This window comes from Brevibacillus reuszeri, assembly GCF_001187725.1.
Taxonomy (GTDB): Bacteria; Bacillota; Bacilli; order Brevibacillales; family Brevibacillaceae; genus Brevibacillus; species Brevibacillus reuszeri.
This window is the reverse complement of sequence record NZ_LGIQ01000016.1, coordinates 106,420-119,471: the sequence shown is the minus strand read 5'-3', so window position 1 is coordinate 119,471 and position 13,052 is coordinate 106,420. Positions and strand designations below refer to the sequence as shown.

Here is a 13,052-nt window from a genome sequence, read left to right as displayed (position 1 = left end):
GGGAGCTGCTATGGCTCATCCTACCCTTTTTATTTTATGTCCTGATCAAGCGGCAGGTCGACCGTTATGCTCGTCCCTTGACCTACTGAGCTGTTGACTTGAAATTTGCCTGCATGCAGCTGAATGATTTCCTTGCAGATAGCAAGCCCAAGTCCGCTTCCTGACAGCTTCGAACGACCTTTGTAAAACTTCCCGGTGACATGTGGCAAATCCTCTGCATTGATGCCCTCTCCCGTATCGGTGACGGTAATGGTGACTCTGTCCCCGGAGGCCTCGGCAGAAACGGTGATGGAGCCGCCCTGTGGAGTGAATTTAAAAGCATTATCCAAAAGATTGACAAAAACCTGCTTCATCCGGTTGGGGTCACCCATCACAAGTACCGGCGAGGAGGGAAGCACCAGATGCAGCTCCACCTGCTTTTCTTGCGAGCGAATGGCAAATTGCAGATGCAAATCGTCGAGAACCTCTCGTATGTCCATTCTCTCCTGCGACAGCTTCATTTCCCCTGATTGAAACTTGGAGAAGTCCAATAGCTCCTCGACCAGACCGATGAGTCGATCTGTTTCTTTGGAGATAACCTCCAGCCCGAGCATAGTTTCTTCCGGCTCCTCCAGTCCTCCGGAGATAAGCGTTTCGCCCCAGCCTTTAATGGAGGTGAGCGGAGTACGCAGCTCATGTGAAACAGTGGAGATGAAGTCATTTTTCAGCTTTTCATTTTTGCCGATCTCGGTCGCCATGTAGTTGAAAGCATCTGCCAGTGTTCCGACTTCATCGTCGAAGCGCTTGGGTGCCCGTGTGGTAAAATTCCCTTTTGCCATTTGCGTCGCAGCTTTGGTTAAATCCTTGATTGGATCTACGATGCGCTTGGCGATCAGTAAACTGAGGGCAAAGGCAAGAATGACCACACCTGTTCCCACGCCAGCCCCGTAAAGGGCGATCCGATTCACGGCGTTGTAGAGCGGCTCAGCCGAGATGGTGTAACGCAACACCCCGATGTACTCCGTGGAATAAAGCAGAGGGTTGGATACAGCGATAATTCGTTCCTTTGTTTTCGGATTTCTCCCGATGTGAAGTCCGGTTTCTCCCTTCATGGCCTCGGCGACATCAGGGGTGTTGATGATTTCCCCTGTTTGAAAACCGTACGAGTTGAGGATGACTTTTCCATCGATGTCCAATACTTCTACCTTGGCGTACTCCTGATTCGAAACATTTTCGAGAATATACCGCGCTTTGTCCTTCAGTGAATAGCTCGTCGTGTACTTATTAATAAAGTTGGTGAAGGTTGTCGTGCGAGTCACTAACGCCTCGGTAGCAGTTCCGAAATAGTAGGAGTGAACGGCCCAATAGAATAAGCCTTCGAGCAAGAGCACGATCAAGAGGAGGATCAGGCCGAAGTAGACTACGAGCCTGGTCCTAATTCCTTTCATCATGGGTTTCCTTTCGCCATAAATATCCGTACCCCCAAACGGTTTCCAGGAAAGCAGGGTGTGCTGGGTCTTGCTCGATTTTTTGGCGAATTCGACGTATATTCACATCGACAATTTTCAGATCACCTACAAAGAATTGACCCCAGACTGCCGTCAATATTTCATCTCGGCTAATGGCTTTATTCGCATTTTCAGCGAGCAGCTTAATAATCGAAAATTCCTTTGGCGTCAGGACGATTTCCTGATCGCCTCGAATCAGCTTCCGTTCATCCAAAAGCAAGGTGAAGGGGGAGATGTCGATCTCATTTCGATGCTCCGCAATGATCGTCACGGGAGCAAGGCGGCGGTGCAGTGCCTTGATTCTCGCGAGCAGCTCGGCAGGGCTAAATGGCTTTCCGACATAATCATCCGCACCGAATTCCAGTCCCATCACTTTATCCAGCTCCTGACTCTTGGCCGTCAGCATAATAATCCCGAGTCGAGGATATTTTTTACGCAACCGTCCGCAGACCTCGAAGCCGTCGATGCCAGGCAGCATCACATCTAATATGGCGATTTCGATATCCGATTGACTCTCCGCAATCTGCAATGCCTCTTCGCCCGAAGCGGCTTCGACGACTGTGTAGCCTTCCCTTTTCAGATTGATGCGGACAAAGTCACGAATCGATTTTTCATCTTCCAGCAGTAATACTTTCATCAGCAATTCCCCTTGCGATTGATTAGATGCCATTTCGTAAGAGCATCGCAGCACTTACAGCGGCATGGATAGCTGCTTGTACTGGTTGCGAATTTCTTCGGGTGTGAGCAGCATAGCTTTATACTCCTGCTTGGCAGACCTACCCAAATTCGGGGTCACCTGCGGTTGAATCGCTACCAGAACTTGTTTGGTTCCTTCTTTCAGAACGATATAGGGCACTTGCTTTTGTTTCAGCATGGATTCGAATTTGACCCATTCTTGTGCAGAGACTGTTTGCAAGGTAAGCAGCTCAGCCTTTGTCTTTCCGTTATCGGCATAGTAAAAGAATCGTGTAAGCATTGAATTTGGGTCTTGGGCTGAAGAAGTGATTGTATACTTCCCTTCCCACTTGGCAGGAATGTGGAAATCGTAGCCCATCAAGTAGTTTTGGTAGTGCTCTTCAATCGGCTTCAGACCAGACATTTCGTCCCATTGAAAATACGAGGAGACCCAAGGAATCTCCGCCATTGACAAATCATCAGTTCCCGGCGGTTGTGTCGTTACCCCAATCTCTATGATGCCATCGCCGTTAATATCCTCGCTGTACAGGGAATAAGGCTTGAAGGTCAGGTCCATTTCCCCGTCAACTTTGGCTAGAGGATTATGCAGCTTGCCATCTTCCCATACTATCAATTCTGTGGAAGCAGAATGCGCCCCAAGGCCGGCTTCGATGAATAAACCGTTTTTCGTAGGGGAGGCCTTTCCGATAATGGCTTGTTCATACCCGTTGATGCCACCATCTAGCGGCAGCTCTGTCAGCTTGGCGAGCTTTCCGTCCTTTGCTCCGTAGATATCTACTTTGGATGTAAAGTTATTATGGTCGTGCAGAACAAGGGCCAAATCAGAGAGGCCGGTTCCTGTGAGAACACCTACAGCCATCACAGAGTACGGCTGTTTGATCAGTTCTTGAACTTGTCCCTCTTGAATGGAGTAGACCGACAGCTCCTTGTTCAGGTTTTCGCCTCCGCCCAAGCCAATCAGCATTTCTGGAACTTTATCTCCGTTGAGGTCTTCAAACGCGATGTAGTCCAGCTCGCTGCCAATTCCCGAAAAAGAGGCGAGCTTTGCCCAATTGCCTTGTTTCTGGGTGAGTACAAGCACACCGATCTCGTAATCGGTTTTTTCTGTTTTGAAAAAAGCAACGACCTCCGGGATACCATCTCCGGTCAAGTCCTGGAGAGTAACTGCGCTCGCTTCACTTGGATGGAGCGGGACAGTTAGTTGAGAACCGGGAGGCAAGAACTGCATGACGGCTTGATTAATCGATTTTTGATCGCCATCTGCTGATGGTGCACGCATCAATTCATTGGGTGTATCAGTAAATCCGCATCCGCCAAGAAGCACGGCGCAGAGCACGGCAGTGTAGAGCCAGGCCTTTTTCATTCGATCTGTTCCTTTCTATAGGTGTATCCATTTGACTCTATTGTAGCCTGACTATCTTTGAAAGTTGTTGCAAACCGGTAAAAAAGTGCTATGGAAACTTAGGAATATTTACTAGCAACATTTGTTCAAATTATTTCGTTTAAGAAGGGGGAGAGGGAAGGAAAAAAGGAGGACGATATTATGAAAAAAGGGTTAAAAACCTTGGCAGCCATCCTATGTAGTAGCGGGCTTCTGATTGCTTCTGGCCTGGGTGCTGATCCAGTTTACGCAAATACCGGAAAAACACAAACATATGCCTCGATGGTCTTATTGCAATCCCAGCATAACATCCCATTTTCCATACAATTTCTCGATGGCTTCAAAGTGAAGGTAACGAATAATCGGACAGATGCAGTAAATACATTTGATGTTTCTGCCAATCAATCAGAGTATTTCAGATTGGGCGTTTATCAAGGAAATGGCAAGCTGCAAAATGCCACAACAGGCTTTGCGCAAAAGCTGGTTCAACTAGTGCCTTTTACGGATGCGAATGGCAACCTGCGTTGGAAGGGTCAACAAACGCTCTGGGGTGTCAATGGCGAAGATCGAATTGCGGTGGCAACGAGTGTGTGGAACATCGTGAATAATCAGCCACAGCTTCTGGGAGTTACTGTCCAGCCAGGAAACTTTGATAACCTGCCATCATCTGATATCGAGATCAACAGTGGATTTAGTATGGGGCGTGACATTACGTTTGTTCTCGATACCAAATATGCAGATGTGACGGGAGACGGTGTGAAGGATCAGATTTTACTGGTCGGAGATAAAATGGGAAGTGCTATGAATATTCCTGCCGAAAATCTGCGGATTGTTGTGCGCGAAGGAAAAAACAATCAACAGAGCTTTATTTCTGTTGGTGAGCGGGATAGTGGTGTGCTCCCTAAGTTGTCGATCAGTGATGCCAATCTCGATCAAATCCCGGACATTCTGGTGACGATGCCGACGTCGACAGGGAGAGTATACAGCCAGTTTACCTGGAAAGACAATCATCCAGCAGTGGTTGTGGAGCAGCAAAGGCTGAATGATCGAAGTTTGTTCCAGCCAGTGAACGATGGAAATGGAGAAACGATTTCCATGAAGGCGATCAAATAGAAGACAAAAATAGGAAAGCGCCCTCTTTTCAAAAGGAAAGAGGGTTTTGTTTTGACTTCATCCAGAATAAATCGGAAACGTTACGTTTTATATTGACATCGGCTTCTTTTATGCGGTAGTATAACGTATAAATCGTAACAATTACGTTTTAATTACGAAAAGGAGATTACTTGAATGAACGATACACGAATTCCGGTTACGGTGTTGAGCGGATATTTGGGTGCAGGAAAAACGACGCTGTTAAATCACGTACTGAACAATCGGGAAGGGCTGCGCGTTGCGGTCATCGTCAATGACCTGAGCGAGGTGAACGTGGATGGTGCCCTGATTTCTCAAGGCGGTGGGCTCTCTCGTGTCGAGGAAAAGGTTGTGGAAATGTCAAATGGCTGCATTTGCTGCACACTGCGGGAGGATTTGCTGACAGAGGTAGAGCGACTTGCGCTTGCCGGTGTGTATGACTACATACTGATCGAGTCTACAGGAATTGGAGAGCCAGTGCCTGTTGCCCAGACATTTACGTATGTGGATGAGGAAAACGGGATTAATTTATCGTCGATGTGCAGGCTCGATACGATGGTCACGGTGGTTGATGCGTATCGCTTTTGGCATGATTTTTCCTCTGGTGACAGCCTGTTAGACCGGGATCAAGCGGTGGGGGAAGAGGATACCCGTGAAGTGGTAGACCTGTTGATTAGTCAGATCGAGTTTTGTGATGTTTTGATTCTCAACAAATGCGATCTGGTTGCCCCAGAAGACTTGCTGCAGCTGGAAGGTGTTTTGCGCAAGCTCCAGCCAAATGCGCGCCTGATTCGTTCGAAGCGGGGACAGGTCGAGCCGCAAGAGATTTTGAACACAGGGTTATTTGATTTTGAAAAGGCGAGTCAATCGGCAGGCTGGGTAATGGAGCTGCAAAAGGAAGAGCATACGCCTGAGACGGACGAATATGGTATCTCCTCCTTCGTCTATCGTGGACGCAAACCATTTCATCCCGAGCGTTTTAGCGAATGGCTGTCCGCATGGCCGGAGGAAGTTGTTCGTGCTAAAGGATTTTTCTGGCTGGCGACCCGCAATGATCTGGCGATGACCTTGAGCCAGGCCGGTCCTTCCATCGAAATCGGGACAGCAGGCTATTGGACGGCAGCGCTGCCAGAAGAGGAACGGCAGGAGATTCTGGCAGAAGACCCTGACTGGAAATCTACGTGGGACGATGAGCATGGGGATCGGATCACAGAGCTGGTATTCATCGGAATTGAGCTTGATCAGGCCAAGGTGGAGGAGCAGCTGGATGCTTGTCTGTTGTCGGATGAAGAGTATGCATCTGACTGGAGCCAGCTGCCCGATCCGTTGCCGACAGCAGATACGGTTGTAGAAACCGCTGTATAACGACGAAAGCAGGAGGGATATAAATGCGAGTCAATATTACGCTGCAGTGCACCGAAACGGGAGATCGCAATTACATTACGACCAAAAATAAACGAAATCATCCCGAGCGACTGGAGTTAAAGAAGTATTCTCCGCGACTCAAACGCTACACTTTGCATCGGGAGACGAAGTAGAAATAAAAGCAGGCAGTTCCTTTTTGTCCGTAGACGAGGAACTGCCTGTTTTTTCGTGTAAGCAGAGGCTTGCTTATGCGTTCTTTTTTTAAGCCAGCGACTCCGCATCTTGAGGCTTGTCGGAGAATAGCCATTTCATCATCGGCGGTGTCACAATCGTAGTGATGAGGACAACGACGATCAATACAGCAAACATGTCTTCGGATAGGAGATTATTTTCCAAGCCGATAGCAGCAATGATTAACGCTACCTCGCCACGAGATACCATGGCGGCTCCGATCGCCATCGAATTTCTCCATGGGAAGCCGGACAGCTTTGCCCCAATCGCTCCGCCGACGAGTTTGGAAATAATCGCCAAAATACTCAGAATAACAATCAGCCACAGGTTTTGCAGAATCCCGGAAAACTGTGCGGTCACCCCAATCGAAGTGAAAAATACCGGAACAAAGATGGAGTAGCTGATCGTTTCTACCTTGCTTGCGATCTCATGTCTGTAATTGGTCAGGCTAATGGCAACCCCGGCGATGTACGAGCCGATGATCGCGGCGACACCTGTATACTCTGCGAAATAGGCGAACAGGAAGCAAATAATCAGACCAGCTGAAATCACAGATTCTGTTACTTGCAAGGGAGCGAATTTTTTCAGTACCCACGGAACAACCTTCCAGGAGAGCAGAATAATGACGGCAAAGAATGCCACCTTTTTCAAAACAACCATTCCCAGGTTTACATCTCCGCCAGCAAAGCTCATAAGGAAGGCGAGGGCCAAAATGACAAGGATGTCATCGATGACTGCGGCTCCCATGATCGTAGCGCCTTCTCTCGATTTGAGCTTGCCGAGCTCCTTCAAGGTTTGTACGGAAATGCTCACGCTTGTCGCGGAGAGCAGCAGTCCTAAAAAGATCGCCTCGATAGAGGACAGGCCCATGACAATCCCTGCACCATAACCTAATGCCAGTGGAGCAATAATTCCAGCAACGCCTACATTGGTAGAGGCTTTGGCTGTACGCTTGAATTCATCGATATCTGTTTCTAAACCAGCGATAAACATGAGCAAAATGACGCCAATCTGGCTAATTTCCTTGATGATCTCTGTATCAGTCACCAGACCCAGAACGGTAGGACCGAGAACAATTCCGATCAACAGCTTGCCAAGCACAGACGGCTGACCAAGCCGAACGCTGATATCACCGGCAATTTTGGAGGCAATCAAGATGACGGCTAGTTGAAAAATGAGCATGTAGGTTCCCCCTTTAGTCAAAATAAAAAAGGAGCCTGTAATCACAGGCTCCTAAATGTCCGCTGAAAAAAGACAAAAAGAACCCTATGATGACAGGCTCCTCCAGTAAGACATAAACTATTCGGTTGCTTTACGAAAACATTTTAACATGTGATACAAAAAAAGTAAATACAAACTGACAACCTGCTGCACGCCATGTCATGATAAAAGAAGTGTTAGAGAATGAAATAATGATTGTAAGCCAATAGGAGGCGAATGATTTTGACTCATAATCAAGGTGCGGAGAAACCAGAGAAAATTAGCAAGGAAAATGCCGAGCACTACATATGGGGAGAGAGATGCGACGGTTGGCATTTGGTAAAAGGTCAGGAGCTGAGTGTCATTCACGAGCGGATGCCGGGAAATACAGCAGAGGTTCGTCACTATCATGAAAAATCACGACAGTTTTTCTTTGTACTGTCGGGAGTCGCCATTTTGGAGGTTGCAGGTGTACGGCATGAGGTAGGGCAACAGGAAGGGGTAGAAGTACCTCCAGGTGTAGCGCATCAGATGAAAAATGAAGGGACGAGCGATGTGGAATTCCTAGTCATTTCCCAGCCGACGACAAGAGGCGACCGTGTACAGGTTGATTAACATAAAAAGAAAACCCTGACCGCAGCTTCGGGTCAGGGTTTTGAATATTCATGGAGTTATTTCCAGTTCATATAATCGGTCATTGCCGCGAAGGCGTCTGTCAAAGCATGCAAGCTTTCCGCTGTTTGATAAGCGAAAATAGGCAAACCTACAACAAACAATAATGCTTCTCCGATGTATTTGGCGATCATAAGATCTACCTCCTTTTGGTTTCATCCATTATGCGGAAACTTCCAAAAATCGGTAATCGTATGTATCGGCCTCGCCGTCGAGATGCTGCATGCGCCGGAATAATCGCGAGCGCATCGGTTGCCTTGCCGCCATCGGGTACGTTTCAATCATGCACGGATTGATGGGAGGTTGATAAGTATCACTCTGTTGCCAATCCAAAGCCAGATTGGTTGTGGGAATACGTCGTCTCAAGTAGTAAAGCGACGTAAAGCATCCCGCAAACAGGGCGAGCAAGGCGAAGAAATCCTCCAGCGAAAGCATGAGTAGCAAGTCTTCCATGGCGATTTCCCCCCTTTCTTTGCCTAAGAACAAGGTACCCCGTTCTTAGTATCCATCATTCTACTCCTGTTCACATAATCCGGCAATAGTGAATAATACGGAGAGCATAAAAATAAGCGATGGCTTATTGCTGGGTGATTCTATTTGAGTTTTCCAAGTGACAGATTGACTCGGTAGTTGCCAAAGGCGAGTAATTCTTCCAAAAACGCATTCAACGCCGCTTGGTCGGGCACGCGGACAACCAGCAAATAACAGCCCTCGCCACTTACGCGATGGGCATCGGCTACCTCGCTGCGACTTTTGATAAAACGAATGAAGGGCTGATGCTCTGTAGACATCATGAACATCGTAATCATGGCGGTGAGGAGCGGCCCGACTTTGGTGTCGTCGATGAGTGTCGTGTAGCCGGTGATGATCCCTTGTTCCTCCATTCGTCTGATCCGGTTGCCAACAGCTTGACCGCTCAAATGGACTTGTTCGCCTATATCCTTCCACAAGAGCCGGCTATTTTCACGCAGCAGGGCGAGAATAGAAAGATCGGTTTGATCGAGCATGCGAATCTCCTTTCACGATGAAAGTACAGATGCCCGCATTGTTTCGCGGCATCAGCGTCGAGCCTCGTACAATAGAGGTAACCCAATCTTCATTATACTGACGAAGGAGAGGAAAAACATGCATATTCAACTGATCCGACATGCAACACTGAAGATTACGTTCGGGGGACAGACTTTCTTGGTTGACCCGATGCTGAGTGCCGCGCACACGCTGCCGACGACACCAAATACACCAAACCCGGTGGAAAATCCGCTGGTTGAGCTGCCTTTTTCCGTGGAAGAGGTGCTGAACGGAGTGGATGCCATCGTCGTGACGCATACACATCCCGACCATTTGGATGCGGAAGCGGTAAACAAGCTGCCGAAGCATTTGCCGCTGTTTTGCCAGCCACCGGATGAAGAAAAATTGATTCAGCTTGGCTTCGAGCAAGTCATTGTTGTGGCGGATGAAATGGATTGGCAAGGCATCCGATTTCAGCGAACAGGCGGACAGCACGGTACAGGAGAGATTGGCGTGCAGATGGGACCTGTTTCCGGATTCGTTATGACTGGTGAAGGGGAACCGACGCTTTATTTGGCCGGAGATACCATCTGGTGTGAAGAGGTGGAGCAGGCGATCGGGACTTATCAGCCTGATGTGATTACCTTGTTCGGTGGAGCTGCCCGCTTTTTAGTAGGAGATCCAATCACGATGACCAAAGAAGACATTGCCAAAGTGGCCCAAGCAGCTTCTGACAGCCAAATCGTCGTCGCTCATATGGAGACGTGGAATCACTGCCTGCTTAGCCGCAAGGAGCTGCGTGAGTATGTAGCGGAGAAAAATCTCTCTGCTCAAGTGCACGTACCAGAGGATGGCGAGGGAATAGATTTTCAGTAAAAATGTATAAGAGGAAAACGAGAAAACCCCGTTAAATCAACGGGGTTTTCAACGTTTTTAAACGTTTTCGACGCTCTTTAAGCTTCCCGCCCACCCCCACAAAAAAATGCCTGACACAATCCCAAAAGCTGGACAGAGAAAAAGGGAGAAATAAGCGAAGGTCTTAGGGACACCAACCGAGGAGGAGTGGAAAAAGCGGAGCACGGTCTCAGACTCCAACTCTGAGAAGCTCCCTGACCCAGCTGCTTTTGGAGTCGGTTCCGCTTTTGGAACGCAGCCGGACAGGAATGAATCGCGTAGAAGTGGCCCTACGAACCTGGAGCGTTCTCTCCCTTTTTCTCTTCTCACCTACAGTTTGAGAGTCATGCATTTTTCAGGCTCATCCACCATTTGACAAACAAACTCTCACGTAATAAAATGTTTTTACGTAAATGAATAATGTCATGAGGTGTTTTTGTGGCACATGAACAACTGGAATCGTATGTAGTCGAGACGCCGGAGCAAGCGATGGCGCTTTTGAACCCGCTTCGTGCGGAGATATTGAGCCGTCTGGTTGAGCCGGCATCAGCTGCCGAGGTGGCGCGTGGGATCAATGAAATTCCCCAGCGCGTGAATTACCATCTGAAAGCTTTGGAAAAGGTGGGGCTGGTTCGTCGGGTGGGGAGTCGTCAGGTACGCAATCTGGTCGAGGTGCTGTACCTTGCCATTGCGCGGACGTATGTGCTTTCAGAAGGCTTGAACTGGGCGAATGAAACTGTGCAGCAGATGAAGGATCAGGGAGCTCTGTCCCACTTGGTGAATACAGCAGAGCGGATCAAGCGTGATGCCCTGCTGTTGATGGAGCGCTCCGATCAGGAACAAGAGATCCCGAGTGCCACGCTCGACACGAGCATCCGTCTCGCCAGTGCCGAACAGCGAAGTGCTTTTGTGGAGGAGTACGTTTCACTTGTAAACCAGCTCGTCGAAAAGTATCAGTCAAAAGCAAAAGGACAGGAAACGTATCAAGTCATTCTCGCTGTGTATCCAAAAGAAGGAGGAGAAGAGGCATGAAGGCAGAGGCAACAGCAACTAGCAAGCCAAGATCCGTAGTCGTATGGGAAAGAAAGTCAGAGCCGCAGCGCGGGAATGTGATTGCTCTCCCGAATCGCAACACGCAGGAAGCAGCCGGTGACAGGGAGTCTGTCGTCCAGACCTGGTCGGTTGGCCCTGCCGACAATCCTGCTGTGGTTACGCAGGTTTCCTCTGGCTTTAACCGAGTGAGCAGCAGTGTCTCCTCTCCGCAAGCAAGTCGCATGAGCATGGCAGCGTAATACAATCAGTCAAATCTTGGCACAAACAAGGAGGTTTTTCATGAATTTGATTCCGGTGGTAGTCGAACAAACGAGCTATGGGGAGCGTTCTTATGATATATACTCTCGATTGCTCAAGGATCGCATCATTTTTCTGGGCAGTGCCATAGACGATCAGGTGGCAAATGCTGTTGTAGCTCAGCTGCTCTTTTTAGCCGCAGAGGACCCGAAAAAGGACATTCACCTGTACATCAATTCCCCGGGTGGCTCCGTCACAGCCGGGATGGCGATCATCGATACGATGAAATTCGTTGCGCCAGATGTATCTACGATTTGCACAGGCATGGCGGCTTCCATGGGAGCGATGCTGCTGGTAGCGGGAGCACCAGGCAAAAGATTTGCCCTCCCCAATGCAGAGGTCATGCTGCACCAGCCTTGGGGCGGAAGCCAGGGACAGGCGAGTGACATCAAGATTGCAGCCGATCGGATCATTAGACACCGCAACATGCTGTATACAATCATTTCTGAGCGTACGGGCAAGACTGTCGAGCAAATTGAAAAAGACGCAGATCGGGATTACTTCCTGACGGCAGCAGAAGCGCTTGAATACGGGCTGATTGATAAAGTGATAGAGAAGCTGTAGAGAAAAGGGAGGGGCAGAGATGAGAATCCTCTTGTTGGGCGGGACACGATTTATTGGGCCGCATGTGGTAAAAAGACTAGCACAAGACGGGCATGAGCTAGCGATTTTTAATCGGAGGCTTTCATCAGGTGAAGCCTCTCTGCCAGAAGGAATGGTCACGATCCAAGGCAATCGCTCCAGGCTGGGGGAGTATCGAGAAGCATTCCATTCATTTTCTCCTGACGTAGTCATTGATTTGTTTCCTTACACAGAAGCAGATGCTCACTTACTAATGGAGACATTTCAAGATTTGGCCGGACGAGTGGTAGCGATAAGCAGCTGTGATGTATATCGCGCCTTTGGACGAGTAAATGGAATAGAAACAGGCCCCGTAGAAGCAGGACCGCTCACAGAAAAATCCCCTCTCTGCCAAAATCGGTACCCATTCCGTGGCGGACGTGAAGACCGAAGTGATTATGACAAAGTGTTGGTTGAAGAGGTCGTGATGGGTCACAAGCATTTGCCAGGTACGATTGTACGTCTGCCGATGGTGTACGGTCCAGGTGATTACCAGCATCGTTTATACCCTTATTTACAGCAAATGCGTGATGGCAGAAAAATGATTCTCATAGAAGAGGGCTTTGCCTCATGGAGCTGGGCACGCGGCTACGTAGAAGATATAGCAGAGGCCATACTTCTGGCAGCTACGCTTGATGTGGCCAAAGGTCAGATTTATCATGTGGCGGAGCCTGATTGCCTGACGATGAAGCAATGGATCGAGAGAATCGCGGCACAAATCGACTGGCAGGGAGAAGTAATCAGTGTCCCTGCTACAGACTTGCCTGTTCATCTCGTACCACAGATCAATAACCGTCAGCACATCTGCCTGGATACAGGAAAAATCAGGCGAGAGCTGGGTTATCAGGAAACGCTCACTGCCAACGAAGCCATACGTAGAACCATCGAGTGGGAAATCGCGCATCCTCCGGAAGGGGTTCAAAAGATGATCAATTATACCGAAGAAGATGAGCTTATAACAAAGCTAGGCATTGGACCACGGTTTGGAGAATAAAAATCTGATCTCACTTTTGAGA

General features: G+C 48.7%; 16 protein-coding genes. 9 read left to right on the top strand and 7 right to left on the bottom strand.

From position 1 onward, the window contains the following. Positions 1-29 precede the first annotated feature (29 nt). From ADS79_RS31160 to ADS79_RS31150, 3 genes are read right to left on the bottom strand one after another with little or no spacing between them, the layout of a single operon-like run. Entirely contained in the window at positions 30-1,427 is a 1,398-nt protein-coding gene (locus ADS79_RS31160; protein WP_049742375.1) for an ATP-binding protein, read from the bottom strand. Then, complete coding sequence (locus ADS79_RS31155; protein WP_049742374.1) at positions 1,414-2,124, bottom strand: response regulator transcription factor; 711 nt, start codon at positions 2,122-2,124, stop codon at positions 1,414-1,416. Before ADS79_RS31155 ends, ADS79_RS31160 begins: the two co-directional genes overlap by 14 nt. Positions 2,125-2,178: 54 nt before the next feature. Then, entirely contained in the window at positions 2,179-3,546 is a 1,368-nt protein-coding gene (locus ADS79_RS31150; RefSeq protein WP_049742373.1) for a hypothetical protein, read from the bottom strand. A gap of 180 nt (positions 3,547-3,726) precedes the next feature. Here ADS79_RS31150 and ADS79_RS31145 point away from each other — a divergent pair, with 180 nt between their 5' ends. The 3 genes from ADS79_RS31145 (at position 3,727) to rpmG (ending at position 6,233) form a co-directional block, all read left to right on the top strand. After that, positions 3,727-4,677 carry a hypothetical protein gene (locus ADS79_RS31145; RefSeq protein ID WP_049742372.1) on the top strand — a complete coding sequence of 317 codons (951 nt, stop codon included), beginning with the start codon at positions 3,727-3,729 and terminating at the stop codon, positions 4,675-4,677. A 174-nt stretch (positions 4,678-4,851) separates the two neighbouring features. Then, positions 4,852-6,060 carry a GTP-binding protein gene (locus ADS79_RS31140; protein ID WP_049742371.1) on the top strand — a complete coding sequence of 403 codons (1,209 nt, stop codon included), beginning with the start codon at positions 4,852-4,854 and terminating at the stop codon, positions 6,058-6,060. 23 nt (positions 6,061-6,083) lie between these two features. Continuing rightward, positions 6,084-6,233 (top strand): 50S ribosomal protein L33, encoded by a 150-nt coding sequence (rpmG, locus tag ADS79_RS31135; protein ID WP_049742370.1) that lies wholly within the window; start codon positions 6,084-6,086, stop codon positions 6,231-6,233. An 88-nt stretch (positions 6,234-6,321) separates the two neighbouring features. On the opposite strand, the gene ADS79_RS31130 is transcribed toward rpmG, so the two are convergent. Next, the gene (locus tag ADS79_RS31130; protein ID WP_049742369.1) at positions 6,322-7,473 is read right to left on the bottom strand and encodes a cation:proton antiporter; all 1,152 of its coding nucleotides are present in this window, start codon (positions 7,471-7,473) and stop codon (positions 6,322-6,324) included. Between the two features lie 261 nt (positions 7,474-7,734). On the opposite strand from ADS79_RS31130, the gene ADS79_RS31125 reads away from it, so the two are divergent. Beyond that, positions 7,735-8,106 carry a cupin domain-containing protein gene (locus ADS79_RS31125; protein ID WP_236700163.1) on the top strand — a complete coding sequence of 124 codons (372 nt, stop codon included), beginning with the start codon at positions 7,735-7,737 and terminating at the stop codon, positions 8,104-8,106. Between the two features lie 56 nt (positions 8,107-8,162). Here the strand turns inward: ADS79_RS31125 and ADS79_RS36470 are convergent, their stop codons facing one another. From ADS79_RS36470 to ADS79_RS31115, 3 genes are all read right to left on the bottom strand, one after another. Then, positions 8,163-8,297, bottom strand: a complete 135-nt coding sequence (locus ADS79_RS36470; protein ID WP_255323591.1) for a hypothetical protein — start codon at positions 8,295-8,297, stop codon at positions 8,163-8,165. A gap of 28 nt (positions 8,298-8,325) precedes the next feature. Further along, positions 8,326-8,616 (bottom strand): hypothetical protein, encoded by a 291-nt coding sequence (locus tag ADS79_RS31120; RefSeq protein ID WP_049742367.1) that lies wholly within the window; start codon positions 8,614-8,616, stop codon positions 8,326-8,328. A 140-nt stretch (positions 8,617-8,756) separates the two neighbouring features. Then, complete coding sequence (locus tag ADS79_RS31115) at positions 8,757-9,170, bottom strand: Lrp/AsnC family transcriptional regulator (protein ID WP_049742366.1); 414 nt, start codon at positions 9,168-9,170, stop codon at positions 8,757-8,759. A 118-nt stretch (positions 9,171-9,288) separates the two neighbouring features. On the opposite strand from ADS79_RS31115, the gene ADS79_RS31110 reads away from it, so the two are divergent. From ADS79_RS31110 to ADS79_RS31090, 5 genes are all read left to right on the top strand, one after another. Beyond that, on the top strand, positions 9,289-10,047 hold the full coding sequence (locus tag ADS79_RS31110) for an MBL fold metallo-hydrolase (RefSeq protein WP_049742365.1): 759 nt from the start codon (positions 9,289-9,291) through the stop codon (positions 10,045-10,047). Between the two features lie 456 nt (positions 10,048-10,503). Continuing rightward, positions 10,504-11,097: a winged helix-turn-helix domain-containing protein gene (locus ADS79_RS31105; protein ID WP_049742364.1), complete on the top strand. Its 594-nt coding sequence runs from the start codon at positions 10,504-10,506 to the stop codon at positions 11,095-11,097. Beyond that, positions 11,094-11,357 carry a hypothetical protein gene (locus ADS79_RS31100; RefSeq protein WP_049742363.1) on the top strand — a complete coding sequence of 88 codons (264 nt, stop codon included), beginning with the start codon at positions 11,094-11,096 and terminating at the stop codon, positions 11,355-11,357. Before ADS79_RS31105 ends, ADS79_RS31100 begins: the two co-directional genes overlap by 4 nt. Positions 11,358-11,397: 40 nt before the next feature. Further along, positions 11,398-11,979: an ATP-dependent Clp endopeptidase proteolytic subunit ClpP gene (gene clpP / locus ADS79_RS31095; RefSeq protein ID WP_049742362.1), complete on the top strand. Its 582-nt coding sequence runs from the start codon at positions 11,398-11,400 to the stop codon at positions 11,977-11,979. 19 nt (positions 11,980-11,998) lie between these two features. Further along, positions 11,999-13,030: an NAD-dependent epimerase/dehydratase family protein gene (locus tag ADS79_RS31090; RefSeq protein WP_049742361.1), complete on the top strand. Its 1,032-nt coding sequence runs from the start codon at positions 11,999-12,001 to the stop codon at positions 13,028-13,030. Positions 13,031-13,052: the final 22 nt, after the last annotated feature.

Coding starts and splice junctions, on each gene's coding strand:
- ADS79_RS31160 (WP_049742375.1), bottom strand. CDS start 1,427: ATGAAAGGAATTAGGACCAGGCTCGTAGTCTACTTCGGCCTGATCCTC.
- ADS79_RS31155 (WP_049742374.1), bottom strand. CDS start 2,124: ATGAAAGTATTACTGCTGGAAGATGAAAAATCGATTCGTGACTTTGTC.
- ADS79_RS31150 (WP_049742373.1), bottom strand. CDS start 3,546: ATGAAAAAGGCCTGGCTCTACACTGCCGTGCTCTGCGCCGTGCTTCTT.
- ADS79_RS31145 (WP_049742372.1), top strand. CDS start 3,727: ATGAAAAAAGGGTTAAAAACCTTGGCAGCCATCCTATGTAGTAGCGGG.
- ADS79_RS31140 (WP_049742371.1), top strand. CDS start 4,852: ATGAACGATACACGAATTCCGGTTACGGTGTTGAGCGGATATTTGGGT.
- rpmG (WP_049742370.1), top strand. CDS start 6,084: ATGCGAGTCAATATTACGCTGCAGTGCACCGAAACGGGAGATCGCAAT.
- ADS79_RS31130 (WP_049742369.1), bottom strand. CDS start 7,473: ATGCTCATTTTTCAACTAGCCGTCATCTTGATTGCCTCCAAAATTGCC.
- ADS79_RS36470 (WP_255323591.1), bottom strand. CDS start 8,297: ATGATCGCCAAATACATCGGAGAAGCATTATTGTTTGTTGTAGGTTTG.
- ADS79_RS31120 (WP_049742367.1), bottom strand. CDS start 8,616: ATGGAAGACTTGCTACTCATGCTTTCGCTGGAGGATTTCTTCGCCTTG.
- ADS79_RS31115 (WP_049742366.1), bottom strand. CDS start 9,170: ATGCTCGATCAAACCGATCTTTCTATTCTCGCCCTGCTGCGTGAAAAT.
- ADS79_RS31110 (WP_049742365.1), top strand. CDS start 9,289: ATGCATATTCAACTGATCCGACATGCAACACTGAAGATTACGTTCGGG.
- ADS79_RS31100 (WP_049742363.1), top strand. CDS start 11,094: ATGAAGGCAGAGGCAACAGCAACTAGCAAGCCAAGATCCGTAGTCGTA.
- clpP (WP_049742362.1), top strand. CDS start 11,398: ATGAATTTGATTCCGGTGGTAGTCGAACAAACGAGCTATGGGGAGCGT.
- ADS79_RS31090 (WP_049742361.1), top strand. CDS start 11,999: ATGAGAATCCTCTTGTTGGGCGGGACACGATTTATTGGGCCGCATGTG.